This window comes from Acinetobacter sp. FDAARGOS_724 (genome assembly GCF_013364475.1).
In the GTDB taxonomy this organism is placed as follows: domain Bacteria; phylum Pseudomonadota; class Gammaproteobacteria; order Pseudomonadales; family Moraxellaceae; genus Acinetobacter; species Acinetobacter variabilis.
This window is the reverse complement of record NZ_CP054908.1, coordinates 2376323-2402624: the sequence shown is the minus strand read 5'-3', so window position 1 is coordinate 2402624 and position 26302 is coordinate 2376323. Positions and strand designations below refer to the sequence as shown.

Below are 26302 nucleotides of genomic sequence, written 5' to 3'. Positions count from 1 at the left end.
GTTGACATGGCAGGTAATAGTATAGGGCAACTCTTCCGTGTAACGACTTGTGGTGAATCTCATGGTGTTGGCTTAATGGCCATTATTGATGGGGTTCCACCAGGGATTGAACTGTCTGAAGCGGATTTGCAAAAGGATCTGGACCGTCGTAAGCCGGGTACTTCAAAATTTGCAACACAGCGTAAAGAGCCAGATGAAGTTGAAATTATTTCCGGTGTGTTTGAGGGTAAAACTACCGGTACTTCAATTGGTCTTTTAATCCGCAATACGGACCAGAAATCGAAAGATTATGGCAATATCGCGCAAACTTTCCGCCCGGGTCATGCAGACTATACCTATACCCAGAAGTATGGTTTTCGTGACTATCGCGGTGGTGGCCGTTCGAGTGCGCGTGAAACTGCGATGCGTGTAGCAGCAGGTGCGATTGCCAAGAAATTCCTGTTTGAGAAATTTGGTATTGAAATCCGTGGTCATGTGACCCAAATCGGTACTGAAAAAGCAGAAAAACTAGACTGGAATGAAGTGCTAAATAACCCGTTCTTCTGTGGTGATGTTGATGCGGTGCCGCGCTTTGAAGCACTCGTGACTTCATTACGTGAGCAAGGCACAAGCTGTGGCGCACGCCTTGAGATCATTGCTTCTAAAGTGCCAGTGGGTTGGGGTGAACCAGTATTTGATCGTTTAGATGCTGATATTGCCCATGCCATGATGTCAATCAATGCCGTGAAAGGCGTGGAAATTGGTGATGGGTTTAGTGTCGCTGAGCAGTTCGGTCATGAAACCCGTGATGAACTCACAACAGATGGCTTCCTGGCGAACCATGCTGGCGGTATCTTGGGTGGTATTTCTAGCGGTCAGGATATTCGTGTTTCGATTGCGTTGAAACCAACGGCTTCCATCACAACTCCGGGTAAAACCATTACCATTAATCGTGAAGATACGGATGTGCTGACCAAAGGCCGTCATGATCCTTGCGTGGGTGTACGTGCAACCCCAATTGCTGAAGCGATGCTAGCAATTGTTTTGATGGATCATTTCATGCGTCATCGTGCACAAAATGCCGATGTCGTTGCGCCGCTTGAGCCAATTGAACCTAAATAATTTGCTTTATAGAATTAAATGAAATTAAAGTCAGACTTCGGTCTGACTTTTTCATATTTATAAAATGAAAAATAACAATATAGGACTTACGCATTGACGGATTCAAAAAAGTATTAAAATACTTTATAAAGTATCTGTGATTAGACGAATTAAACATGCTTCTACAGCAACTTGTACATTACCCATTTATATGGGCTTTCTCATGACAGAACCGAACTCTATTAGCTGCACACAACTTGCCGAGACTTATAATATCTCGCATGATAGTGTAAATCGCTTTCTAGAGCGTGAAGACTACACACCTCACGACCTATATCAAGAATCAATTCAACATATTGATAATAATAAACTTATAGTCAGTATTGATGATACTGTTTTAGATAAACCATATAGTCAACATATGGACTTGGTTAGCTATTTTTGGTCAGGCAAACACCACCGATCCGTCAAGGGTATTAATCTCATTACCTTGTATGCGACAGATCAAAATGGTCAAAATATTCCAATTAATTTCCGAATTTATGACAAATCTGAAAGTAAAACCAAGAATGATTACTTTATGGATATGTTAAGTGAAGTACTCAGTTGGGGTGCAAAGATTCAATTTATTACAGGTGATAGTTGGTATTCATCGACTGGAAATCTAAAAACCATAAGAAAATATGGTATTCGATTTATGTTTGGTATCGACTGTAACCGTAAGGTTTCCCCAGAAAAAGGACAATGGTTTCAACTGCGTTTATTGCCAGATTTCCATCAGGGTCAAGTGGTCTGGCTCAAAGATTTTGGCTTTGTACAATTATTTAAGACTCAGTTAAAAGAACAGCAGAGGTTTTATATTGTGCATCAAGATGAAGATGATTTATTGTCCTTTGAGGGTTTTCATGAATTACATTCAAGTCATTGGAAAATAGAGCAATATCACCGGGTGATTAAACAGGTTTGTCATATTGAAAAGTTTCAAGTAAGACGATCTAAACTGATTTTGAATCATATTTTTTCAGCCTTGATGGCCTACGTTGAGATACAAAAGAACCAGTTTGAGCGGATCTTTGAAAATGTATATCGTTGGCAGAAGAAATTATTTAGACCAATTATCAAAAACTTCATTGATGACTTTATTCTCGATAAAAATCATCTGCTACCACAGAGAATCTATAAATAATAGTGCGTAAGTCCTACAATATTTGTTTACCCCAACCTACGGACATTCAAGGCATTGTTAAGTTGATTAATACAGCTTATCGATCTAATTTGGGCTGGACGCATGAACATGGCATTGTTTCAGGTGATCGAATTAATGAGGCTCAGTTAAGTGAGCTTTTAACACGATCTGATTTTGAACTTTATGTTTTGGAAAATGATGACCAACTGGTGGGTTGCATTGGTGTGACACACTTGCCAGATTGTTTTGAAATCGGCAGTTTTGCTATTTACCCAGTCCGGCAAAATTCAGGTTATGGTCGAATATTGTTAGATTTCGCTGAGCAATACTCTAGAGAAAAAATACCTTTCAAAAAACTTAGAATGTCTGTTCTTAATGTTCGCATTGAATTAATCGCGTATTATGAGCGTTGTAGTTATCACCAAACCGGCAAAACAGAGAGTTATCCACTGGATGCAGATGTTGGACAGCCTTTAGTAGATTTAAATCTGGTGATTTTAGAAAAGAGTCTCGAAAAGACTTATGAAGTTATTTGAATCTATTTTTGATTCTAAGTGTATTTAATAAAAATAATGACAGGATGTATGAATGGAAGTATGGTTAAGTGCTGAATTAAGTAGGGAAGTGTTAACAGAAGATCATCTTGATCTCGAAAATAAAGCACGTAACACAGTAGAAAATGCCTTAAATGCTCAACTACAAAATAAGTCGTATGATATTCCGATAGATAAATGGAAGTGCATTGAAATTATGATGGGAAATGATAGTTTTGATGAACGTATTTTTTATTCATTTAAGCGTAGAAATATGGATTTCCGTTTTAAGGATTGATCCAACAAATTTTAAGGCAACAGATGATTTAGGCCGTGAGAGACTCATTTTTAGGATGCTCTTAAGAAGCCTAGATTTGTTAAAAGTTAAGTTTGAAAAAGCCCGTCCGAAGCTTGATGCAAAGGTTTATGAGGAGCTTGAAAGACTAAAAAATGATGCACTAAATGTTGCAAAAGATGAAAGTTGGATTTAAAGCGTATTTTAATTAAAGCCAGCCAGAGTGTTTTTTATTTATTATCCATTGAATTTTCCACTATTTTTATCCTGAAACGAGCCGCTTGTTGTATTCTTGCTCATTGACAGGCAATTGAATTGGATGCGATTGCCGCAAAACCCATATCATGATTTGTTCAATGTTTCAGACTATCTTCACTGTACTGTTTCCGCTTATTGGCCTGATTACTTTGGGCTATGTATTAAAACAAAGGAAATGGCTGGAAGATAGTTTCTGGCGTGGGGCAGAAAAACTCAATTATTTTGTCCTGTTTCCAGTTATGCTGTTTTTAAATCTGGCCGTAGCCAAGATTGAAATGGCAGTCATTAAAGATGTGATTCTGGTGGTCTTTAGCCTTATGGCGGTGGTCAGTATTGCGCTATATGTACTGCGCAAGATTTATCAGATTGGCTATGCACGTTTTGGGGTCTATGTGCAGGCACTTCTGCGCTTTAACACCTATATCGGGCTTGCAGCAGTGAATGCCTTATTTCATCAGCAGGGCATGACCATTTTCGCCGTAGTGATGGTGTTGTGTATTCCACTGGTCAATATTTTATCTGTACTTGCATTTACTCGTAGTTCAGATATGCAGATCTTCAAAATTCTGGTTGATCTGTTAAAGAATCCTTTAATTCTAGGTTCTCTTGTTGGAGGCCTATTTAATCTTTCAGGCTTATCACTCTGGGCTGGGTTTGAGTTATTCCTAAAACAGATTGCCTTATGCAGTTTGCCGCTTGGCTTGATGTGTGTGGGGGCTGCCTTACAATTCCAAGGCTTCCAGCGGGATATCTTCCCATTGGGCCTGACGACTTTCGGACGTTTATTGGGAATGCCGCTCGCTGCGTTCTTTGTCTGCCAATTATTTGATATTGATCCTTTAACCACACAGGTACTGGTGTTGTTTTTTGCTTTACCTACCGCTTCAGCTTCTTATGTGCTGACGCGTGTCTATGGAGGAGATAGCCAGTTCATGGCTAGTATTATCAGTATGCAAACGGTAGTCGCGGCAGGATCTCTCATGTTAATTCTTTCCTGGTTAATTTAATTTTAGGCTCTGAAAGCCAGTCATATATTGAGAGTTTTCTCGTAAACCAATCTCGTAAATAGCCTAAGAAAATATTAACTTTATTGCTTTTCTTAAATGCCTTACATTGGAGCATGACGTAGGAAAATGAGGCAAAAAACCAAATTAAAATCTTAAAATTCATTTGAAATAGATAGTGTTATTTCTTCTAAATTTATTGAAAGTATCGTTACCACTTAAATCACGTGAATTAACATAAATAAAAAACTGTAGTCCCCGATAAGATGGTATATAAATTGCTCAGGATAATAAAAATATTATTGCAGGAGAGAAATGCTACTGCATTCGCCGAAGGAGCAAGGTCCCAGGAAACTCTCAGGCAAAAGGACTGCAATAATATATTAAACTCTGGAGAGAAGTGTTGAATCACTCACCGAAGGGGGAAGGTTGCTGCATACAGTTATGATGCAGTCACCGAAGCTCTCAGGTACACATGACAGATGGGAAAGACATCACATATTGAGGAGAGGTGTCTATGCGTCATGTTATTGTGATGGGGGCAGGCATTACCGGTGTAACAACAGCTTATGAGCTCGCTTTACTCGGTTATCAGGTTACGGTGATTGACCGTCATCTTTATCCCGCGATGGAAACATCCTTTGCCAATGGCGGGCAACTTTCTGCCTGTAATGCAGAAGTCTGGAATCAAAAAGCCACTGTGTTAAAAGGCATCAAATGGATGTCACAAAAAACCGCCCCGCTATTGCTTAATCCTTCTTTTAGTCTGCATAAATATAGCTGGCTGATGGAATTTCTAGGTCATATTAAAAACTATGAAACCAATACACGGGAAACGGTAAGACTCGCGCTACTGGCCAGAAAACGCCTGTTTGAAATTGCCGAAATTGAGCAGATTGATTTTGATCTGGAAAAGCGCGGAATTCTACATTTCTACCATAATAAAGCTGATTATGATGTCGCAATTAAGGTCAATGATCTCCTATGTAGTGGTGGTCTAGAACGTAATGCAATTACAAATGAAGAAATCAAGCAGATTGAACCTGCATTAACTGGAGATTACTACGCCGGGTTTTATTGCCAAAGTGATGCGACTGGAGATATTCATAAATTCAGTAACGGACTGGCAAATGCCTGTATGAAAAAAGGGATGAAATTCGAATTTGGTCAGGATGTATTTGCAGTCGATCACCAGGCACAGCAGATTACAGTTAAATGCAGGCCCAGCCCTGAAAATGTGCGTGCCGATGCTGAAGATGTGCTCGAGATTCAGGCAGATGCCATTGTAGTATGTGCTGGTGTCAGCAGTTATCAGTTGGCAGATCTGTTGGGTGAGCGAGTGAATGTCTACCCGGTGAAAGGCTATTCAATTACGGTACAGCTCAATGAAGAGCAAAGCCAGCAAAATGCTCCTTGGGTCAGTCTCCTCGATGAGAGTGCCAAGATAGTCTTGTCACGCTTAGGTAAAGACCGCTTACGTGTTGCAGGAACCGCGGAATTTAATGGCTATAATCGGGATATTCGCGTAGACCGGATTCAGCCTTTAATTGACTGGACACAACACAATTTCGATCTGTGTACTGAACATGTGATTCCGTGGGCAGGTCTGCGTCCCATGATGCCGAATATGATGCCTGTAGTGCGCCGTGGTAGACAGGAACGTGTCTTTTATAACACCGGTCATGGACACTTGGGCTGGACATTATCAGCGGCAACCGCAGCCATGATTAGCCAAGAAATAGCTCAGCATTACCCGGCATAAGTAGATAGCCCGCTTGCGGGCTATTTTAAAAGATCAAAAAATAATTGTTTATCGATTAAGCTTCTTCTACTTGGGGAAGAAGGTTGGGGTGAAGGGAATCTTTATAAAAACTTCTCCAATAAGGAGAGGGAATTTCTAGTTTAGATTTTTAAATATATATTTAGGACATTGATAGATAAAAATAAAAATCGACTGTTTAATCATATAAACGATAAATACCACTAAAGCGCTCGCAGCCTTTTTGTTCAGTACTGACCGTCAAGATTGCTTTGCTATAGTTAAAGGTATATTTGCAGTCATGCTCATTATCCGTAATCTGGCTTTTAGTTTCCGTCGTGGTATAAGCCAGAAAAGGAATGGTCTGGGTTTCTGCACGATTATTCGGATTGCGGTAGGCGATCCCTTCAATCTTGATGCGGTCTTTCGTCAGCTGATGAATCTTGAGATGAATCGGCTGTTTGGCCATTTGGCCCTGTTCAAACTTCAGATAGTGCTGAGTCAGGCTCTGATTCAAAGAAATATAAATATTGAGGTCATCCAGACGCTGGTCAAATTGCTGTTTAAAGCAGTCCAGCGTTTTACATTGCTGTAAGCGTGTGCTCCATAGTTGCTGGGTATCTTGCAACAAGCGAACAGGTGCATCTGTAATCAGAAAAGCGGTAAAATATTGATCAGCCAGTTTTTCACGCGGTTCATCTAGAGAGGCTGAGCAGATCTTTTTCATGGCTGCGTTATTGTTATGATGACTGCTACAGTCCAGCGATTCAGCATGAATGCTGCTAGCAAAAAGGCCTGTCCCGAGTAAAAGTCCCATTATTTTCATCATATTTATATCAGTTTTCAGTAGCATGATCGCTTATACTTTCACTGTGTTACGCTAGGTCTAACTATAGCGAAATAGAAACGTCGTGTACAAGATTTCAATCAGTTATTTCTAAAGGATATAAAAGTGATTGCACAAATTCGTATTGGTCAGGGACTGGATGTACATGCATTTGAAGAAGGTGATTTTGTCACTCTGGCAGGTATTCAGATTCCACATACGCATGGCTTGAAAGCACACTCTGATGGTGATGTAGTTTTACATGCACTTTGTGATGCTTTATTAGGTGCCTTAGCACTGGGCGATATTGGCCAGCATTTTCCAGATACCGATCCGCAGTTTAAGGGTGCGGACAGTAAGGTCTTGTTAAAGCATGTCTATCAGCTAATTCTGGATCGCGGTTATCGCCTGAATAATGCCGATATTACGGTGGCCTGTGAACGTCCAAAGCTGGCTAAACATAATCTGGAAATGCGTCAGAGCATTGCCGATGTACTGGATGTGGATGTGACTCAAATCAGTATTAAAGCCACAACCACTGAAAAATTAGGATTTACTGGCCGTCAGGAAGGTATTATGTCTATGGCAACTGTTCTAATCATCCACTACAAATAACATCAACCGAAGTTATTGGGATGAATCAGGGATAATTCCAGTTCATGTGTTGCTTTACGGCCTTGCAGCTGTAGGGCAACCGCATGAATTAAACCGGTCCAGGTTTCATTCGGTTCCCAGAGCTGATGCAGATATTCCTGCGCAGTCGGCATATCCATATTCATATAGTATTGACGGTATAGATATATCAGGCAGCTGACATGATAATTCTGCGTACAATGTACCCAGACCATTTGTTCTTTGACCAGATAATCAATCAGATCCAGTACCAGCAGGCACTGACTATCCGAAGGGGTTTCCCAGGAAATCGGCAACTGGATATAGTTCAGGCCAAGATCAAGACAAATTTTATCTTCATGTAACAGATGATGATCGCTATCTGTTAATGCCACATTGATTACGGTAGAGACGCCGTATTCTTTAATCAACCTCAGTTGTTCAGTTGTCGGCTGACCAGAGCTGAACAGATGGTCATGGATGAACTGAAAATTTTCAATTTGACTTAATGCAGTTTCAATTTCATTCATCAGATAAAATTTTCCTTGTTCAGAAATGAAAACGCCATCTTGTCGATGGCGTTTGTCAGTTCGTTTAACGATTAGGTAAAACGTCCTTCAATGCCTCATGCATGTCAAGCAACACTTTTTCTGTGGTCTCCCAATCGATACAGCCATCAGTTACTGATTTTCCATATTCCAGATCACGAAGATTGGCAGGGATATCCTGACGACCACCTTTCAGGTGACTTTCTACCATAATACCAACAATTGACTTGTTTCCATCAAGAATTTGTTCAGTAATGTTTTTTAAGACAAGCGGTTGTAAGTATGGGTCTTTATTTGAGTTTGCGTGGCTGGCATCAATCATGATTTTGCCACTGACTTTTGCTTTCGCAAGAGCTGCCTCAGCATCTGCAACTGAACCTGCATCGTAGTTAGGTTTGCCATTACCGCCACGTAGAACCACGTGTGCATATGGGTTACCTGAAGTACGAATCACCGCAACCTGACCTTGATCGTTAAGGCCCAAGAAGCTGTGACCATGTTTAACAGATTGCATTGCATTGGTCGCAACAGTTAAGCCGCCGTCTGTACCATTTTTGAAGCCGACTGGTGAAGACAGGCCAGAAGACATTTCACGGTGAGTTTGGCTCTCAGTAGTACGTGCACCGATCGCTGACCATGAAATTAGATCTTGATAGTACTGTGGAGAGTTTGGATCCAGTGCTTCTGTCGCACATGGCAGGCCAAGTTCATTCAGCTCCAGTAACAGTTTACGACCGATACGCAGACCTTTCTCAATATTGAAAGAGTCATTCATATCAGGGTCATTGATCAGACCTTTCCAGCCTACAGTTGTACGCGGTTTTTCAAAATAAACACGCATTACGATATACAGGCTATCTTTTACTTTTTCGCTTAAAGCTTTTAAACGTTCAGCATATTCATGCGCAGCCGCTGGATCATGAATTGAACATGGACCAATCACTACAAAAATACGCTTATCCTTGCCATCCAGGATATTACGAATCGTTTCACGACCATGCAGTACGGTTTGATAAGCAGTTTCAGTCAAAGGTAACTCTGCTTTCAACTGAGCAGGTGTTACCAAAGGAATCATGCTTTGGATATTCACGTCATCAATATCTGATGCTGAAATAGGTTTTGACTGTAGTGTATTCATTGCCGTCACTGGTTTGATCATACAAAAGGTTGTTTAATAGCCTGAATATAACATGAATGATGCGTCACTTTGTTATAAAAAAGATGAATACTTCTTTGAAAAAAAAGTGATGAATCCATGATTTAGTTTAAACAGCAGCTGTTTTTTCTACTGCTGTTACCAATTCAGGTTGGGCGGGTTGTGCCGGTTTTGACTTGACTGGATTCACAATGAAATTCACGCCAAGACAGAACAGGGTAATCCCAAGAATTTTACGGATAATTTTCTCTGGCATACGTGAACTGATCAGTGTACCAATCACAATTGCTGGAATAGAACCGCAAAGTAACCAGCCTAATAAAGTAAAGTCTACATTACCAGCACTCATATGGCCCAGACCTGCGACTAAAGTTAGAAGTACTGCATGTACTACATCCGAACCGATAATGCGGATCATGGGTAAATTCGGAAACATGAGGATCAGGGCCATAATACCGAAAGCACCGGCACCGACAGATGACAGGGTCACAAACACGCCCAGTACAATCCCCATGATCACGATCAAGACACGTTTATTACCAGATTTAAAGTCAACTTTGTCCAGATCCTGAGTCATGTCAGGCAGTTCTTGTTTGCGGTATTTATTAAAAAACTTTTCAATAGAATTGCGGAATATAATAGATGCCCCGGTAAGGGTCAGCATAAAGCCCAATACCATAGTCAGTGTTGCTTTATAATGTGTCGATTGACTAAGGTAATTCTCAAGTACCCAGTGGGTCACAAATGAGGCAGGGATACTACCGATCGCCAGCCAGATTACAATGGGCCAGACAATATTCATTTTCTTGGCATGAACCAATGAACCACAGAATTTAGAAATTGCGGCATAAAGAAGGTCTGTACCAATCGCGATATGCGGTTCAACCCGAAGCAGTGTAATCAGGATTGGGGTCATCAATGAACCGCCACCGACACCGGTAATCCCGACACAGAAACCTACCAATACACCTGCTAAAATAAATTCAATCGGACCAAACATGCATATATGCCAAAATCAAAAAACGAGCATATCTTATGACTTTTAAATATAAGTCGTTGTCTTGATTATTGATTTGCTTATTCTAAAAAGAGATAAAGACTGTAAAATTTAAAGTAATTCATCCTAATTTATATTTTAATTTGAATCATCTAGCACACCTTTCTATTGCTAAGCCTGAAAATTGATAAAGATTCTGCAAAATGCCTTTTGATTTATTTGTTTAAAGATCAGCCGCTTTAAATTTATTTTAATTTTTAAGCTGGGCTAAGGCGCGAGCGTTGTACAGCTTCCAGAGTTTTATTATTTGGGATAGCCACGATTTGTGAGTTCAACACTTAGGCATGCTCAAATCACGCTTTATGATAGAATCTGAACGGAATTAATTTGTCTCATTCGAGGGAATACACTTGCAAAATCGGAAACTTAAAATCGGAATCGTGGTGGGAGAAGTATCTGGAGATACGCTTGGTGCGAAGCTCATCCGTAGTTTTCGAGAGCAGGGTATTGATGCAGAGTTTGAAGGGATCGGCGGTCCACAAATGCTGGCGGAAGGCTTCAAGAGCTACTATCCAATGGATATTCTCTCGGTCATGGGCATTGTTGAAGTCCTGAAAGATATTAAAAAACTGTTTGCAGTTCGTGATGGTCTGGTCGAGACCTGGACGAAAGATCCAGTCGATGTGTTTATCGGTATTGATGCGCCTGATTTTAATTTGCGACTTTCCAAGGCCCTGAAACAAAAACAGGTACCGATTAAGACCGTGCAATATGTCAGTCCTTCAGTCTGGGCATGGCGTCAGGGCCGGATACATGGTATCAAGGCCTGTATTGATCTGGTGCTGTGCCTATTTCCATTTGAAAAAGCATTTTTCAAGAAATGGGATGTTCCGGCTGCCTTTGTCGGTCATCCATTGGCAAGCCAGTTACCCCTCAACAATGATCTGGCTGAAGCGCAGGCAGAACTGGGTCTCGATTCTACGCAAAAGTATATTGCACTGCTGCCGGGGAGCCGCCGTGGTGAAATTGAACGTTTAGGACCATTGGTACTGGATGCAGCCAAAATTCTGCATCAGAAATATCCAGATTATATTTTTCTGATTCCAGCCATTAATGAGATGCGCAAACAGCAGATTGAAAACTTGCTGGCACAATATCCGGACAGTTTAAAAGCGCATATCCGCCTGATGGAAAATACCAGTAGCGAGTCAAAAATTGGCCGCCAAGTCATGAATGCTTCCAATATTATTGCCTTAGCTTCAGGTACTGCGACACTGGAAGCCATGTTATTGCATCGTCCGATGGTGACCTTTTATAAATTGCACTGGCTGACTTACCAGATTGCCAAATTGCTGGTCAAAATTCCTTATTTCTCGTTGCCAAATATTATTGCGGGCAAAAAAGTCATTCAGGAATTAATTCAGTCTGAAGCAACGCCTGAAAATCTGGCTGCTGAAATTGAAAAGCTGATGGATATTGAAGCAGCTCAAATTCAAGTGATGCAGCATCTCACCATGCATAAGCAGCTGCTTTCCGGCAATAGTGAAGATCCTGTCAAATCGGTACTAGACTTAGTCCAATAAAGGCGTCTTGTTTTTCTGACAGGCAATACGATATTGGGTCGGGGTTAGTTCAAACTGTTTTTTAAAGCTTTGACTAAACGCCGTTTCCGAAGAATAGCCCACCAGATAGGCGATCTGCTGAATGCAAGATCCGCTATTTCTGAGATATTGTGCTGCCAGTCGAAGTCGATGCTGTTGCAGATAAGCTAATGGCGGCTCACGAACAATCTGGGTAAACAGCTGGGCAAATTTGGAACGCGACATATGGCATTGTTCAGCCAAACTTTCTACAGTCCAAGGCTGTTCTGGTTTGCCATGAATCGCTGCCAAGGCATTGGATAGTTCAGGATGCGAAAGGGCATTTAGCCAGCTTGAGGCATTTTCCAGATTTAAAATATAATCTCGTACGCATTCAATCAGTAAAATACTGACCAGATGATCCAGAATCTTGTCCCGTCCAGGACGAAGTTGTTGGGTTTCTAGCGCCAGAAATTGCAAACCAACTTGTAACCATTCTGGTGCTGTATCTCCCAGAATATGCTGGATGTGCAGATATTTAGGTAAAGCACTCAATAGCGGTTTCGCCATCTGGATATCCAGATTGGAACGAATCGCCAGAATAAAACTGCGTTCTGCTGAATGGGTGATATTGAGATCCACACATTGCTGTGCATGAGTCTGAAAATAAGAGTTGATCGAATGATGTTCAGAAAAATCTGCATTACCGGGACTAGAAATCCGATGGGCAGAACCTGCAGGCAATAACACCAGATCGCCTTGTTGCAGCTCAAGCAAATCACCATCTTTAAATATTAATTGCGCTTGACCTTGCAATAACACATAAGCCAGCATGGAAGGTTCATATTCATAATCAAACCCGCCTGGATGGAACACATTGAGGTAGAGATATTCTGATTTTTCCAGATGAATATCATCAAAAATTTTACTTAAAGCATCCATGCCTGACTCTATTCTTTTGTTTTAATTAATTTAATTAAATTTAAATAGTCCAGAATTGTGATTTAAGGCCAAGATTTAGCCTATTGCGCCAAAGACGCTGACATAGTTTTTCTGGACGTTCAATACTGTTCGCTAATGCTGAAATATTCAACTATATGTGCAGAGTAACATAAAAAAGGAGGGTCGCAATGAACGCCCCTGCACAAATTAGCAAAGCTCTGTTCACGCAGGATGCGTCAGTGCTGAAAGGTTTACAACTGGATAAAAAACGTTTTGGCTGGCTGCTCAGTCCCAGTTTGCCTGTGATCGGTATGGGAATTCTGGCTGGCTATCATTTTGGTCCCAAAGCCACTAAAAAAGTCTTTGCGATGGGTGGACCTTTATTATTGCATGTGATTATCCCGACTCTGGATGCTTTAATTGGTGATGATGCCAATAATCCAAATGATGAGCAGATTCAGGCATTGGTCAGAGATCCTTATTATGACCGGATCGTGAAGATGTTTATTCCTTTGCAAATGGCTGCCAATGCTTTTGCAGGCTATGTAGTATCCCGCCCAAATGTTTCTCTGGTCGATCAGGTTCTACTTGGCGTATCTATGGGGGCGATCAATGGAATCGGCGTGAATACTGCGCACGAGCTGAGCCATCGTTCTCAGAAAAAAGACCATTACTGGTCGCATGCCAGCCTGATGCCACTGGCCTATAACCATTTCCGGATTGAGCATCCTTATGGACATCATAAACGGGTGGCGACGTCAGAAGACCCGGCATCTTCGAAAATGGGTGAATCTTTCTACCGTTTCTGGCCACGTACCGTATTGGGTGGCTTGAAATCAGCAATTCAGATAGAAAAAAGACGTTTGGAACGTAAAGGCTTAAAATTCTTTAGTCAGGAGAATGAACTGTTTCATGGCTGGGCCATGAGTGCAGGCTATCATGCCTTGATGTTGAAAACGTATGGCAAGAAAATTATTCCTTATACGCTGACCCAAGCCTTCTATGGCATCAGCCTGTTTGAGATCGTGAATTATATCGAGCATTATGGGTTGAAACGCGGGCAAAAAGCGGATGGTACCTATGAGCGAACCTTGCCCGAGCATAGCTGGAACAATAACAACATCGTGACTAATCTGTTCCTGTACCAGTTACAACGCCATTCGGATCATCATGCCTATCCAAGCCGGCCATTTCAGGCATTGCGACATTTTGATGAAGCGCCAGAATTACCAAGTGGTTATGCTACCATGCTGATTCCAGCACTGATTCCACCATTGTGGTACAAGATGATGGATCAACGTGTGTATCAGCATTATCAAGGCGATCTGACTAAAGCGAATATTCTGCCTTCGAAGCGTGCCAAGCTACTTAAGAAATTTGGTCTAAAAGACGCTGCGGCTTGATGATGTAAACAAATAAAAATGCGCCATTCGAGGCGCATTTTTATTGATTTTTAATTAGGGCGTGTCCTCATTTGAAGAATTGGTTTTAAATACTTAAAATCCTCCTTTAAGTTATTTTTATTTCTATATTTTCAATGGCACGTACTCTTCTTACCGATGATATCTGGCAGCAAATTCAAGATACTATGCGATTACATGGTTGCTACCGTTCAAAGAATAGTAGAAATATCATGGAAGCGATCTTATGGAAACTGCGTACAGGCGCCACATGGCGTGATATTCCTCAAGAATTTTGTCCTTGGCAAACTGCTTATAATCGTTTTAATCGTTGGGCAAGCAAGGGATTATGGAATAAATTTTTTTTTAGATTACGAGGCGTCTTGGATCAAGAATGGGTATTCATTGACGGAAGCTACATACGCGTGCATCAACATGCAAGTGGAGCTCGGAATGGTTTCGAAAGAGCAATTGGACAATCACGTGGTGGACGAACAACAAAAATACATCTTGCAACCGACGCGAATGGATTACCGATTGATTTTAAAATCACTGGGGGTGGCGTCCACGACAGTCAAGTTGCAAAACAACTGATTGATACTGTAGGCGAGGCAACTTATCTCATTGCTGATAAGGGGTATGATGCTGAGCACATTAGAATATATGCCCAGAACAAGGATATGATTCCCATTATTCCATTGAGATCAAACAGTAAGAAATCGAATAAGGAATTTGATAAATATCTATATAAATTAAGACATTTAGTTGAAAATGCTTTTGCGAGATTGAAGCATTTCCGAGCGATTGCAACCCGATTTGATAAGCTTGCACGAAATTACCAGTCTATGATTTACATTGTTTGCATGTTTATTTGGTGTAAAGCCAAATGAGGACACGCCCTAGAACCAGTCACTTTGCATATTTAGACAGGTGTCATCGAAGTTCATCAGTAATTTAGCCTGATGTTCAATTTCAGGCAGTTCCCAATGAATAAAATATTGAGCTGCCTGAATTTTACCCGTCAGAAAGGCTTGATCTTCCTGTTGAGAAGATGTGCCAAATTTAAGTTGAGCCTGATTGGCCATTTCCATCCACAACCACGCGATAATAGTTTTGCCCATCATATCCAGATATAGCCCAGAATTGGCCAAAGCTTCACTAACTTTGCCTTGATGCAGAGCCTGACCTAAAACCTGAGTGGTCTTTTGCACAGTGGCAAGATGCTGTTTATAGACATCTGCCAGTTCTGTTAACTTGCTATCCTGAATCTCAAATAAGGTTTTCTGGATGCGTTGCATGAGCAGAGTCAGGCCTTTGCCATTGTGCTGCCAGAGTTTACGGCCTAATAGATCCAGAGACTGAATCCCATAAGTGCCTTCATGAATCGGATTAAGACGGTTATCCCGATAGCATTGCTCAACCGGATATTCACGCGTATAGCCTGCACCACCCAAGACCTGAATCGCCAGATCATTGGCTTTAGGACCATAGGCAGAAGGGAAGGACTTGACCACGGGTGTAATGAGATCCAGCAAAATGGCACTATCTTCATCTTGTGCAGCCTGATGTTCATCAATTAAGCGGGCTGCAAATAAGCACAGCGCCAAAGCACCTTCAACATAAGACTTTTGTGCTAATAACATGCGTTTGACATCAGTATGCTCAATGATATTCACGGGCTTGGCACCAGGTGTTTTTTCATGAACCAGCCGGCCTTGAGGACGGTTTTTGGCATAGTCCAGAGATTCCAGATAACCACGATAACCAATCATGGCTGCACCGAGACCAACACCGACACGTGCTTCATTCATCATCTTGAACATGTATTTTAAGCCATGCCCCGCTTCACCAATTAAATAGCCTAAGCAATTGTCATTTTCCCCAAAGCTTAGAACTGTTGAAGTAGTGCCGCGATAGCCCATTTTGTGTAGCAGGCCAGCCAGCTGGACATCATTGGATTCACCTAAAGTGCCATCTGTATTGGTTTTGAGTTTCGGCACAATGAATAGGGAAATACCTTTTACGCCTTGTGGTGCATCTTGGATACGAGCCAGAACCAGATGCACAATATTTTCAGTAATGTCCTGATCACCACCAGAAATAAACATTTTCTGGCCTTTAATTTTATAGCTTCCATCTGCCTGAGAAATCGCTTTAGTGGTCAGATCTCCCAAAGAGGAACCTACATTCGGCTCGGTCATCGCCATAGTCCCGGCAAAGCGGCCACTGAGCATATGCGGCAAGAACATTTGTTTTTGTTCTGAAGAAGCAAAGGCCTGAATCAGATTTGCTGCAGCGGCTGTCAGAAAAGAGTAGGCAACAGTCGAAGGATTCGCCGACATGAAATAGGCATTGCAGGCCATATTCACCAAAGTCGGCAATTGCATGCCGCCGTCTGCGTAATCATGCTGGACGCAGAGTAGGCCAGCATCAGCAAATTGTTGCCATGCTATTTTCACTTCATCAATGGTCTTCACCTGTTTGCCATCAAAACTCGGTTCGTGATGATCAGCCTTGGCATTATGCGGCGCAAAATAATCGGTCGCGATGCCTTTTGCCGTTTCCAGAATGCTATCAAAGGTATTTTTGTCATGATCCTGATAACGTTCCAGGTCAGTTAAGGCTTCGAGTTTGAAAACATCATAAAGCAGAAAATTGAGGTCTTTATCATTAATCAGCTGAGTCACAGTACGATCCTGAATGTGTAATCCTTGAGATAGCATCAAGACTAGCAGTTGCATTTATCAAGGAGGATTGTCAATAATGACATGAATAGGGTGAAAAAAGACAAATAGAAAAATATGCAACAGGTAGTGATTTTAGGCTTTGATGGTGCTTTGGCTTCAGCAATTACAGGTGTCGTCGATTTATTTGCTATGGCTGGCGTGAGCTGGAACCGGATTCAGCAGCAGGATGTACAACGCCTGTTTAAAGTCAGGATCGCCAGTCCAGATGGACAGCCAATTCGTTGTATTAATGGTCTGGAATTGCAAGCTCATTGTGCGTATAAAGAGATTCAAACAGCAGATATTCTGGTAGTGCCGACCATTGCCGCACCTATTCAAGAGGTACTGGATGAAAATCCAGGCCTGATTCAGTTTTTAACTTCCGCTCATGCACAATCCACCTTAATCGCTGGAAACTGCACCGGAAATTTCTTTCTGGCAGAAGCCGGCATTTTAGATGGACGTGTGGCGACAACGCATTGGGGATTTCAGGACATGTTTCGTGCCCGTTATCCTCAGGTCAAACTCAATGCCGATCTGATGATTAGCCGGGATCAGAATATTTACTGTGCAGGTGGAGGCTTGGCCTGGTTTGACTTAGGCTTGCATCTGATTGAACGTTTCTATGGTTTTGAAGTTGCCATGCAATCTGCCAAATCCTTTGTGATTGATTATCGACGTGATAGTCAATTGTCTTATTCATTAATGAAGATTGGTCAACCTCATCATGATGAACTGGTGCAAAAGATTCAGGACTGGTTAGAGCAGCATTTTCATGAAGAATTCACTTTGAATGCACTGGCAGAACGTTTTAATGTCACCACTCGTACTTTAATCCGGCATTTTAAGCAGGCGCTAAATATTGCACCGAACCAGTATCTGCAAGCCATTCGTATTGAAGCGGCACGTAAGCGTCTTGAGGAAACCGATCAGGCAATAGATCTGATTATGCAAAATGTCGGCTATCAGGATCCAAGCTCATTTCGGCGTTTATTTTATAAAAAAACAGGGTTAACACCCTTAGAATATCGCCGTCGTTTTAGCCGACGTTTCTAGATTTTGATAAACAGAGAGATTCGAAAATCTCTCTTAACATACTTATTAGCTAAAGATGTCTTTACGTAAATAATGCGTATAAATAGTTGAGGCGATGCTTTGCAGGAAGCCAGTGAACATGATCCAGTAAATGAAAACTTCACGTTCTAACCATTTTAGTCCGAAGCCTTCAAATCCGATGATGATCAAAAAGGCTGAACTAATCCCCAAAAATAAAATGTTATAGGATAATGACTTCTGCTTTAATAAAATCATGGTTCCTCTTTCGTCTTTGGCTTCCTGTGAGCACTCAAAGCGTATTTTATATATTTCACAGCAAATCACAGCAACCACAATACTTAAAATACTAGCCATCAATAACCAATATAGTGTCATGTTTCTTCCTCAGCATAACTAAACAGTTCCTCAATCGTGGTTTCAAGCACATTTGCTAACTTGAATGCCAGTATCAAGGAAGGGTTGTACTTCTCTTTTTCTAATGCAGTAATCGTTTGGCGGCTGACTGCCACTGCATCAGCAAGCTGTTGTTGTGTCCAACGTTTTTTAGCACGGAACACGATGATGTCATTCTTTAACATGTCTTTACTCCAACATCATTCAAAATGTAATATATATTTAACATTGTGTAAATTATATATTTCATAATGATGAAAATAAGCGTCATTTAAAAAGGTCGAGATATAAAAAACGGGCTTGATGCCCGTTTAAAAAGTATTGAATCAACTCGTTTAAGCTTTGACTGAGGTCGATTTAACCTTGCGGCCATGCAGCAGGTAATACCAGATCAGACAGCTAAAGGTAAGCAATGCAGAGAACAGATAAAGCTGACGATAACCCACCTGATCCAGCAGCATGCCGAGGAAATAAGGGCCGAAACCAAGACCTGCATCCAGTGCAATAAAGAAGGTTGAGGTGGCGAGGCCCATCCGTTGCAAGGTGGTACTTTTCACAGCAATGGTTTGACACACGGACTGGATATTCCCGAAACCAAAACCTAATAACGCGGCACTCGCCAGTAACATCACAGAGTTTTGTGTTTGACTCAGCATCAGAATACCTACTGCCATAATCACGATTGCAGGGTAGATAATGATGTTTTCACCTTTACGGTCCATTAATGGGCCAGTAAAAGGACGCGACAGCAGAATAGCAAAGGCATACATCAGGAAGAAGAAAGAGGCTGCTTCGACCAGATTGATGTCCTTGGCATAGAAGTGAATAAAGGATAGTACGCCTGAATAACAGGTAGCCACCAGCAGGACAATCACTGCAATCGGCAAGGCATTGGGCTCTACATATTGAGCGAGTTTACTGGCAGATTGTGGAACAGAGGAAGTTGATGTACCACTCGCTTTAAGGCGCGGCGGCTGGATAAACAGACCGCAGATCAGGCAGCTGAGCGCAACGATAGTGGTGAAGATAAAAATCACCTGATAATTAAAATTCGTCATCAGCCAGATCCCGACAAAAGGACCAATCGCTGTACCAAGCGTACTGCTCATACTGAAATAACCGATACCTTCACCACGTCGTGTTGCCGGAATGGTTTGCGCAATTACTGTGCCGAGTACGGTAGAGGCCATACCCATCATAAAGCCGTGGATCAGACGAATACCCAATAACACTTCTAGTTTGGCCGGAATCATATAAAGTCCGGAAAATAGTAAAAAGCCAGTCAGGCCAATCACTAGAGTATTTTTCAGCCCTAGACGATTCAGCAACTTCCCAATAAATAAGCGTCCAATTAGCGTTCCGACAATAAACAGACCGGATACCAGACCGGCTTGTGCAGTCGATGCTCCCAGTTCAGCGACCGAGAAACCGACAATCACGATCACCAGCAGGTAAAACACCAGAACAAGCTGGAAATTAACCAGACTGACCAGGACGAAATTAGGGGTCCATAAGCGGGCTTGATCTTGGCTCATTGTGGTGTTTCCTGAGATGAAGGGTGTAATTGCTGAATCAGCTGAACCAAAGTATTTTTACTGCTTTGCAGATCATCTGCGTCAATCTGTTGCAGTAACTGATCTTCAAAAGCATCAATCTGTTTAGAACACAGGTTAAAGGTTTTAACCCCTTGCTCGCTGAGTTTAAATACTTTTTGACGTTTATCTTCGGTTTCGATCTGGCAGATTAAGTCGAGTTCACTTAAATGCTGGATACGTTTGGTTATGCTTGGTTTTGAAACATTTAAATAGCTTGAAATATCAACCAGCGTGCATTGCTGTTGGGATTGAATGGTATAGAGCACTTGCCATAAGGAATAATTAAGTTGGGAGGATAACAAAATAGTATTGATTTCATCACTCATGAGTCGTGCGCAACGCAGCAACAGTGAACGAAATCTGGAAGAGGGTTGAAACATATAGTTAACCTAGCTAACTAAATTGTGCCTAATTTACGCCTCTTTATTCAATTAGACAAGAGGGAAATTTTGAAAATTTTTGCATGGTTAACGTCTTTTTGACTAAGTTATTACAAGTCTTTAACCTGATTAAAAAACAATCAACAAAAGACTACATACTTTTAAGAATGATTCAGCCTAAGCTACCTAAGCACTAGAAAAATCCATCACTTAATAACTGAAGGGCAGATATGCCAAATAACACTACATAGGTGAAGTTTATGACTCTGGGTTTAACTGCATTAGAGTTAGCACGTATACAGTTCGCCTTTACTGTATCTTTTCATATTATCTTTCCTGCAATTTCAATCGGATTGGCAAGTTTTCTGGCTATTCTGGAATGGCGCTGGTTAAAGACTAAAAATCCGATTTTTCAGGATCTGTTCAAGTTTTGGGTCAAAATTTTCGCCGTTGCATTTGGTATGGGCGTCGTATCCGGTGTGGTAATGAGCTATCAGTTCGGAACCAACTGGAGTGAGTTTTCCCGGGTCGCTGGAAGTGTGACCGGACCCTTGCTGGCTTATGAAGTTTTAACTGCGTTCTTTTTAGAAGCCGGATTCCTGGGCATCATGCTCTTTGGCTGGGATCGGGTTGGCCCACGAGCACACTTTTTCTCCACTTTAATGGTCGCAGTCGGCACCTGTATTTCCATGTTCTGGATTTTATCTTCCAATAGCTGGATGCAGACCCCACAAGGTTTTGCGATTGAAAACGGCCTAATCGTCCCGCAGGATTGGGTAGCGATCGTATTTAACCCGTCTTTTCCTTATCGTCTGGCCCATATGGCGATGGCCGCCTTTCTGGTCTCGGCCTTACTTGTAGCCTCAACAGCAGCATGGCATCTGATCAAGGGTCGTCGCGATCCTTTAGTTAAAACTTCATTTTCCATGGCCATGTGGCTGATTCTGGCACTTGCACCTTTACAGATTTTTGTGGGGGATATGCATGGTCTGAATACACTTGAACATCAGCCAGCCAAACTGGCCGCGATGGAAGGCCATTGGGAAACCAATCATGATGAAGGAATGCCTTTATACCTGTTTGGGATTCCAGACATGCAAGCGGAAGAAACCAAATATGCAATTGGTATTCCTAAATTGGGTAGTCTGATTCTGACGCACTCTATGGATGGAAAAGTCACGGGGCTTAAAGATTTTGCGCCTGAAGATCGACCCAATTCACTGGTCGTGTTCTGGAGTTTCCGGATTATGGTCGGGATGGGTATGTTGATGCTCTTGCTTGCATTATGGGGGCTATGGTCACGTACCCGAGGACGTTTTTATGAGTCACGTGGTCTGCATCGTTTTGCACTCATCATGGGTCCATCCGGATTTCTTGCCATGCTGGCAGGATGGTTTACCACAGAAGTCGGCCGTCAACCTTGGGTTGTCTACGGCATTATGCGGACCAAAGATGCATTATCACCAGTGTCCGCTGAACAGGTCGGTTTGACCTTGATTATCTTTGTGGTGGTGTACTGCGTTGTTTTTGGCGTAGGAATTTTCTACATGTTGCGCCTAATGCATAGAGGTCCAGAATTTATTCATTCCAGACCACACCATGAATCGGATAGCGATGTGGTTCAGGCTTCCCGTCGACCATTGAGCAGTATTCGCGAGCGTATTGAAGATGTTCCTGAACATCCGGATCAGGAGGATAAAAAATGATTGATTTATCATTAATTTGGATTGCGATTATTGGACTGGGTGTACTGGTCTATACTATTCTCGATGGTTTCGATCTGGGCATTGGCATTCTATTTCCATTCTTCCCGCATCAGGATGAACGCGATGTCATGATGAATACGGTCGCTCCGGTCTGGGATGGTAATGAAACTTGGATGGTTCTAGGGGGCGCTGGATTATTTGCTGCCTTTCCATTGGCTTATTCGACGGTACTCTCAGCACTGTATATGCCCATTATCCTGATGGTGATCGCCTTGATTTTTCGTGGTGTTGCTTTTGAGTTCCGTTTTAAGGCGAATAAAAGCAAACATTGGTGGGATAAAGCTTTTATAGGTGGATCGATCGTCACCAGTTTCTTGCAAGGGATGATCCTGGGTGCATATATTCAGGGAATTGAAACACGAAATGGTGTCTATGTAGGTGGTGGTCTGGATTGGCTCAGTCCATTTAGTATATTTACAGGAATCAGTGTCGTGGTGCTATATGCAGCATTAGGCTGTGGATGGCTCATTTATAAAACCGGTGATGATTTACAGGATCGCATGTTTAAACTGATGCCGAAGCTGATTATAGCCTTATTGATTATTCTAGGTGCAGTTAGTGTTTATACGCCGTTGACCCATCCGCAAGTTGCGGAGCGCTGGTTCAGCCAGCCTCAATTTACCTACTTTATGCCCGTACCGATCCTGGTCATATTGTTTACCTGGCTGGCCTTACGTGCCTGTAAAAGACGCAGTGAACTAGGACCATTTTCCTATATGTTAGTGCTGGTATTCCTGGCATATACCGGTTTTCTGATTAGTCTGTGGCCTTATATTATTCCACCATCAGTCACGATCTGGCAGGCAGCGGCACATGAAAATAGTCAGTTATTTGCTTTGATTGGAGCCTTAGTCCTGATTCCGATTATCGTGATTTATACCTGCATGTCCTATTGGGTATTCCGGCATAAGGTGCGTGTTGGTGATGATGGTTATCATTAAGGAGCAGGTATGACACGCAAACAGATAGTATGGTTTGTAGGCTTATGGCTTGCAGGTTTTTTGACACTGGCACTTATTGCAGGGGCATTCCGCTTTCTGGTGCATTTGGCCTATTAGGTCATCATATGAACTGAACAAGCAAAAGGGATTTGTTAGTACAGATCCCTTTTTTATAAGCTAAATTTTAGATCTTAAAAATCAAGATGAGGCTTTGATCTGTTTACGATACACACTTGGACGGACAGGGCGGCTATTTTTCCATAACCCTTTTTTCTGCTTTTTGGCTTTATTCTGTAGTTCCATCATATAGCGTAAATGGTTTTTATCCCGGATATATTCCTCATAAACCCATGCCGCACCACGTTTCACAATCTCTTCATTGATATTCTTGCGATAACGATAGACCACACCGACACAGCGACCATATCGGTCAATATCAGTAATTTGTACACGAATTATTTTATTTTTAACCATACTTTGAACCAGGCGTAACGATTCCTTACCATAGGCCTGTGAAGATTCAGGTGCATCGACATAAGCAAAGCGCAGTTTGGTCTCAGAGCGACGGATATTAAAACGGTAGCAGGTGAGGGTATCGCCATCACTGACAGCACTAACCCGGCACCAGTATTTCTTACCTTTCTTAAAGGGGCGAAATAGGTCCTTTAAATACACCGTAATTTTATGCAGTAGATAATAGGAAAAACACAGAAGTACGAAGCCCAGCACAATTTGCCAGGTGGTGGAGAGATGTAACAAGGGCAAGATCCAAATCAGCAAAAACAGCCGCATAAACACAGCTAAAAGTTGAGCCATTTTAGATCAAAGCCACTCCGCATAAGGCTTAAAAAGTCATCAATCAGTGTTTAGTTTTGTACCGATAAAATAGCCTAAGCACTATCAAATTAACCCAATCGCAATCCTAAAACCTGATAATAAAATAGCCTAAGCAATTTTAAATCATCTAATAAATAGCCTAAGTAAAAATTTTATAAATTTCATTTTTCAAAAATCGATGTCTTTTATTTTCTTGCAGATCTTTATGCCAATACATCCCCATATTAATTTTCGGCAGTTGTACAGGAACATCAAAAATATTCAGACAGTTTGCTAACTGTAGATGTGTCAATACATTTTTAGGAATTGTCAGCATGGCAGTCTTTTGTTGTTCCAGAATTTGGAGGGCTGTGGAATAGTGCTGACAACGTAAAAAAATCTGCCGGGAATAATGTTTTCGACTTAAATATATATCTTCAACTAAAACTCCCGTACGGCGTGAGGAAACGCCAATATGAGGTGAGGCCAGATAAATCTGTTCATTCATTTCTGTTTGTTGTGTACAGACCACGAATTCATCTTGTACCAGTCGTTCAAACTGAATTTTTTCACTAATACTTTGCTCCAGATCAATGACAAAATCGACCTGTTGAGAGGCGAGATCTGCAGCAATATTTTTACGGTCGAGTTTCATGCTACTCAGCTGAAGATCCAGGTTAATTTTTTGAAAATGTTGAACCAGTTTTGGAAATATCATGGGTTCAATTTCATCATGTACAGCGATTTTTAAGCTATGAATCAATTCCGGTCTGAATTGCTGATGCTGCATCGAAATATTCTGAATCGCAAAAAGTGCATTTTTAATTTCAGGATAGATCTGATCCGCAAACGGTGTGGGCTGCATCTTGCTACCCGTTCGCACAAATAAATCATCCTGTAAATGCTGTCTTAAACGTTGTAAAGCATGACTGGCCGCTGACTGGCTTATCGATAGAATTTGCGCAGCTTTAGAAATACTGTTTTGTTCGTAAATGGCAATAAAAAGTGGATAAAGATTAATATCAATACGATGAAAATTTCGTAGGTCCATCACGGTTTTTGAATGAATACTATGCATACTGCTATATGGAATTAAATCATTTTATTCATAATATATTTTGGGTTAAGGTGTTGTAAAGCGTATGAATTAGAATATTCAGAGGGATAAAGCAATGTTTGAGTTGTCTGTACGAGCACAGGATTATTTAAATAGAACAAAAAAGTTTATTACTGATGAAATTGAACCTGTCGAGGCTGGTTTCTGGCATCAGGTGCATCAACTGAATCAAGGTGGCGACTGGACCAAATGGCAATGGCCGGCAGAGCTTGAAATATTGAAAGATAAAGCCAAAGCGGCAGGTCTTTGGAATATGTTTTTGCCTTGTCCAGAATTAGGTCAGGGATTATCCGTTCAGGAATATGCACATATCGCTGAACTTTCTGGACGAAGCCTGATTGCACCTACCGTCTTTAACTGTAATGCGCCAGATAGTGGTAATATGGAAGTATTGTGGCGCTATGGTTCTGAAGAACAAAAACAGCAATGGTTGATGCCACTTCTGGAAGGGAAAATCCGTTCAGTGTTCTGTATGACTGAACCTGCTGTGGCTTCAAGCGATGCTACCAATATGCAGGCGACGGCAGTAGTTGAAGGTGATGAAATTGTTTTGAATGGTCGTAAATGGTGGTCTTCGGGTTTGGGTGATCCAAATGCCAAAATCATCATCTTTATGGCACATACACCGGATGAATCCAAAGATCGTCATCATCAGCATTCCATGGTTTTAGTTCCAGTCGATACTGCAGGCGTGAAAATTGAACGGATGCTTCCAGTCTTTGGTGATTATGATGCACCACATGGCCACGGCGAAGTCAGCTTCGATAATGTTCGTGTTCCAGTTTCGAATTTTATTGGGGGTGCAGGTCAAGGCTTTGAAATTGCCCAAGGGCGTTTAGGGCCAGGCCGTATTCACCATTGTATGCGTTGCATCGGTGCTGCTGAAAAATCATTAGAACTTATGATTGACCGGGGCATGAGCCGTACCGCATTTGGTAAAGAGATTTTAAAACTGGGTGGTAACCTGGAACGTGTCGCAGAAGCTCGCGTTGCCATTGATCAGGCTCGATTATTAACCTTGTGTGCTGCCTATAAAATGGATACTTTAGGGAATATGGCAGCACTGACTGAAATTTCTGCAATTAAAGTCGTTGCGCCAAGTGTACTGGAGAAAGTTGTGGATATGGCGATTCAGATCCACGGTGGTGCGGGTGTTTCTCGTGATACACCGCTGACCGGATTCTTTGCCCAAGCCCGTGCCTTACGTCTGGCTGATGGTCCGGATGAAGTGCATAAAGGTATGATTGCCAAGCTGGAACTGGCAAAACGTGGTTATAACACACGTCGTAAAAAATAAGCTGGCTTTATATACAGAACATTGAAACGTATTAGAAGA

At 41.8% G+C, this 26302-nt stretch carries 28 protein-coding genes and 1 riboswitch; of the genes, 16 read left to right on the top strand and 12 right to left on the bottom strand.

Features of this window, described 5'->3' with window-relative positions; genetic code table 11:
• Nucleotides 1–6 precede the first annotated feature (6 nt).
• The 7 genes from aroC (at nucleotide 7) to FOC32_RS12625 (ending at nucleotide 6118) form a co-directional block, all read left to right on the top strand.
• Nucleotides 7–1101 (top strand): chorismate synthase, encoded by a 1095-nt coding sequence (gene aroC, locus FOC32_RS12650; protein ID WP_175967735.1) that lies wholly within the window; start codon nucleotides 7–9, stop codon nucleotides 1099–1101.
• 136 nt (nucleotides 1102–1237) lie between these two features.
• Nucleotides 1238–2266 (top strand): IS701-like element ISAba11 family transposase, encoded by a 1029-nt coding sequence (locus FOC32_RS12645; protein WP_081402725.1) that lies wholly within the window; start codon nucleotides 1238–1240, stop codon nucleotides 2264–2266.
• A 62-nt stretch (nucleotides 2267–2328) separates the two neighbouring features.
• A complete protein-coding gene (locus FOC32_RS12640; protein WP_228761262.1) occupies nucleotides 2329–2802 on the top strand; it encodes a GNAT family N-acetyltransferase in 474 nt (157 codons plus the stop codon).
• Nucleotides 2803–2854: 52 nt separating this feature from the next.
• Nucleotides 2855–3097: a hypothetical protein gene (locus FOC32_RS17055; RefSeq protein WP_228203575.1), complete on the top strand. Its 243-nt coding sequence runs from the start codon at nucleotides 2855–2857 to the stop codon at nucleotides 3095–3097.
• Nucleotides 3039–3290: a hypothetical protein gene (locus FOC32_RS17050; RefSeq protein WP_005235892.1), complete on the top strand. Its 252-nt coding sequence runs from the start codon at nucleotides 3039–3041 to the stop codon at nucleotides 3288–3290. Before FOC32_RS17055 ends, FOC32_RS17050 begins: the two co-directional genes overlap by 59 nt.
• A 160-nt stretch (nucleotides 3291–3450) precedes the next feature.
• Nucleotides 3451–4359, top strand: coding sequence for an AEC family transporter (locus tag FOC32_RS12630; protein ID WP_175967731.1), 909 nt, complete (start codon nucleotides 3451–3453; stop codon nucleotides 4357–4359).
• Nucleotides 4360–4651: 292 nt separating this feature from the next.
• Nucleotides 4652–4739, top strand: a riboswitch (glycine riboswitch).
• 134 nt (nucleotides 4740–4873) lie between these two features.
• Nucleotides 4874–6118 (top strand): D-amino acid dehydrogenase, encoded by a 1245-nt coding sequence (locus tag FOC32_RS12625; RefSeq protein ID WP_104426053.1) that lies wholly within the window; start codon nucleotides 4874–4876, stop codon nucleotides 6116–6118.
• Nucleotides 6119–6314: 196 nt separating this feature from the next.
• Here the strand turns inward: FOC32_RS12625 and FOC32_RS12620 are convergent, their stop codons facing one another.
• The gene (locus FOC32_RS12620; RefSeq protein ID WP_104426054.1) at nucleotides 6315–6968 is read right to left on the bottom strand and encodes a hypothetical protein; all 654 of its coding nucleotides are present in this window, start codon (nucleotides 6966–6968) and stop codon (nucleotides 6315–6317) included.
• Between the two features lie 99 nt (nucleotides 6969–7067).
• Between FOC32_RS12620 and ispF the strand changes: the two genes are divergently transcribed.
• Nucleotides 7068–7556 carry a 2-C-methyl-D-erythritol 2,4-cyclodiphosphate synthase gene (ispF, locus tag FOC32_RS12615; protein ID WP_005235881.1) on the top strand — a complete coding sequence of 163 codons (489 nt, stop codon included), beginning with the start codon at nucleotides 7068–7070 and terminating at the stop codon, nucleotides 7554–7556.
• A gap of 2 nt (nucleotides 7557–7558) precedes the next feature.
• Here the strand turns inward: ispF and FOC32_RS12610 are convergent, their stop codons facing one another.
• The 3 genes from FOC32_RS12610 to FOC32_RS12600 form a co-directional block, all read right to left on the bottom strand.
• Nucleotides 7559–8083 (bottom strand): protein tyrosine phosphatase family protein, encoded by a 525-nt coding sequence (locus tag FOC32_RS12610; protein ID WP_004785512.1) that lies wholly within the window; start codon nucleotides 8081–8083, stop codon nucleotides 7559–7561.
• A 64-nt stretch (nucleotides 8084–8147) separates the two neighbouring features.
• Complete coding sequence (locus tag FOC32_RS12605) at nucleotides 8148–9239, bottom strand: 3-deoxy-7-phosphoheptulonate synthase (protein WP_175967729.1); 1092 nt, start codon at nucleotides 9237–9239, stop codon at nucleotides 8148–8150.
• A 127-nt stretch (nucleotides 9240–9366) separates the two neighbouring features.
• Nucleotides 9367–10257, bottom strand: coding sequence for a sulfite exporter TauE/SafE family protein (locus FOC32_RS12600; protein ID WP_104426056.1), 891 nt, complete (start codon nucleotides 10255–10257; stop codon nucleotides 9367–9369).
• 407 nt (nucleotides 10258–10664) lie between these two features.
• Between FOC32_RS12600 and lpxB the strand changes: the two genes are divergently transcribed.
• Nucleotides 10665–11837 (top strand): lipid-A-disaccharide synthase, encoded by a 1173-nt coding sequence (gene lpxB, locus FOC32_RS12595; protein ID WP_104426057.1) that lies wholly within the window; start codon nucleotides 10665–10667, stop codon nucleotides 11835–11837.
• Here the strand turns inward: lpxB and FOC32_RS12590 are convergent.
• Complete coding sequence (locus tag FOC32_RS12590; protein WP_104426058.1) at nucleotides 11826–12776, bottom strand: AraC family transcriptional regulator; 951 nt, start codon at nucleotides 12774–12776, stop codon at nucleotides 11826–11828. The two genes, lpxB and FOC32_RS12590, sit on opposite strands and share 12 nt — an antisense overlap.
• 188 nt (nucleotides 12777–12964) lie before the next feature.
• On the opposite strand from FOC32_RS12590, the gene FOC32_RS12585 reads away from it, so the two are divergent.
• Nucleotides 12965–14179, top strand: coding sequence for an alkane 1-monooxygenase (locus FOC32_RS12585; RefSeq protein WP_104426059.1), 1215 nt, complete (start codon nucleotides 12965–12967; stop codon nucleotides 14177–14179).
• A gap of 134 nt (nucleotides 14180–14313) precedes the next feature.
• On the top strand, nucleotides 14314–15066 hold the full coding sequence (locus FOC32_RS12580) for an IS5 family transposase (RefSeq protein ID WP_104426538.1): 753 nt from the start codon (nucleotides 14314–14316) through the stop codon (nucleotides 15064–15066).
• A gap of 9 nt (nucleotides 15067–15075) precedes the next feature.
• Here FOC32_RS12580 and FOC32_RS12575 read toward each other — a convergent pair whose 3' ends face one another.
• Nucleotides 15076–16899 (bottom strand): acyl-CoA dehydrogenase, encoded by a 1824-nt coding sequence (locus tag FOC32_RS12575; RefSeq protein ID WP_171284742.1) that lies wholly within the window; start codon nucleotides 16897–16899, stop codon nucleotides 15076–15078.
• 78 nt (nucleotides 16900–16977) lie between these two features.
• On the opposite strand from FOC32_RS12575, the gene FOC32_RS12570 reads away from it, so the two are divergent.
• Nucleotides 16978–17958, top strand: a complete 981-nt coding sequence (locus FOC32_RS12570) for a GlxA family transcriptional regulator (RefSeq protein WP_104426062.1) — start codon at nucleotides 16978–16980, stop codon at nucleotides 17956–17958.
• A 45-nt stretch (nucleotides 17959–18003) separates the two neighbouring features.
• Here the strand turns inward: FOC32_RS12570 and FOC32_RS12565 are convergent, their stop codons facing one another.
• From FOC32_RS12565 to FOC32_RS12550, 4 genes are all read right to left on the bottom strand, one after another.
• Complete coding sequence (locus tag FOC32_RS12565) at nucleotides 18004–18333, bottom strand: hypothetical protein (protein ID WP_104426063.1); 330 nt, start codon at nucleotides 18331–18333, stop codon at nucleotides 18004–18006.
• Nucleotides 18330–18536: a helix-turn-helix transcriptional regulator gene (locus tag FOC32_RS12560; protein ID WP_104426064.1), complete on the bottom strand. Its 207-nt coding sequence runs from the start codon at nucleotides 18534–18536 to the stop codon at nucleotides 18330–18332. The genes FOC32_RS12565 and FOC32_RS12560 overlap by 4 nt, the downstream gene beginning before the upstream one ends.
• A gap of 150 nt (nucleotides 18537–18686) precedes the next feature.
• Complete coding sequence (locus FOC32_RS12555) at nucleotides 18687–19886, bottom strand: MFS transporter (RefSeq protein ID WP_005235866.1); 1200 nt, start codon at nucleotides 19884–19886, stop codon at nucleotides 18687–18689.
• Nucleotides 19883–20326 carry a MarR family winged helix-turn-helix transcriptional regulator gene (locus FOC32_RS12550; protein ID WP_004785531.1) on the bottom strand — a complete coding sequence of 148 codons (444 nt, stop codon included), beginning with the start codon at nucleotides 20324–20326 and terminating at the stop codon, nucleotides 19883–19885. Before FOC32_RS12550 ends, FOC32_RS12555 begins: the two co-directional genes overlap by 4 nt.
• A 260-nt stretch (nucleotides 20327–20586) precedes the next feature.
• Between FOC32_RS12550 and FOC32_RS12545 the strand changes: the two genes are divergently transcribed.
• The 3 genes from FOC32_RS12545 to FOC32_RS12535 are packed head-to-tail and all read left to right on the top strand — an operon-like array spanning nucleotide 20587 to nucleotide 23150.
• Nucleotides 20587–22032, top strand: coding sequence for a cytochrome ubiquinol oxidase subunit I (locus tag FOC32_RS12545; RefSeq protein WP_104426065.1), 1446 nt, complete (start codon nucleotides 20587–20589; stop codon nucleotides 22030–22032).
• The gene (gene cydB / locus FOC32_RS12540) at nucleotides 22029–23033 is read left to right on the top strand and encodes a cytochrome d ubiquinol oxidase subunit II (protein WP_104426066.1); all 1005 of its coding nucleotides are present in this window, start codon (nucleotides 22029–22031) and stop codon (nucleotides 23031–23033) included. Before FOC32_RS12545 ends, cydB begins: the two co-directional genes overlap by 4 nt.
• 9 nt (nucleotides 23034–23042) lie before the next feature.
• Entirely contained in the window at nucleotides 23043–23150 is a 108-nt protein-coding gene (locus FOC32_RS12535; protein ID WP_104426067.1) for a DUF2474 domain-containing protein, read from the top strand.
• A gap of 81 nt (nucleotides 23151–23231) precedes the next feature.
• Here the strand turns inward: FOC32_RS12535 and FOC32_RS12530 are convergent, their stop codons facing one another.
• Together FOC32_RS12530 and FOC32_RS12525 are read right to left on the bottom strand one after the other, a co-directional pair.
• Complete coding sequence (locus FOC32_RS12530; RefSeq protein ID WP_104426068.1) at nucleotides 23232–23849, bottom strand: thermonuclease family protein; 618 nt, start codon at nucleotides 23847–23849, stop codon at nucleotides 23232–23234.
• 160 nt (nucleotides 23850–24009) lie between these two features.
• Nucleotides 24010–24927 (bottom strand): LysR family transcriptional regulator, encoded by a 918-nt coding sequence (locus FOC32_RS12525; RefSeq protein ID WP_175967727.1) that lies wholly within the window; start codon nucleotides 24925–24927, stop codon nucleotides 24010–24012.
• Between the two features lie 94 nt (nucleotides 24928–25021).
• Here FOC32_RS12525 and FOC32_RS12520 point away from each other — a divergent pair, with 94 nt between their 5' ends.
• The gene (locus tag FOC32_RS12520; protein WP_104426070.1) at nucleotides 25022–26263 is read left to right on the top strand and encodes an acyl-CoA dehydrogenase family protein; all 1242 of its coding nucleotides are present in this window, start codon (nucleotides 25022–25024) and stop codon (nucleotides 26261–26263) included.
• The last annotated feature ends 39 nt before the right edge of the window (nucleotides 26264–26302 follow it).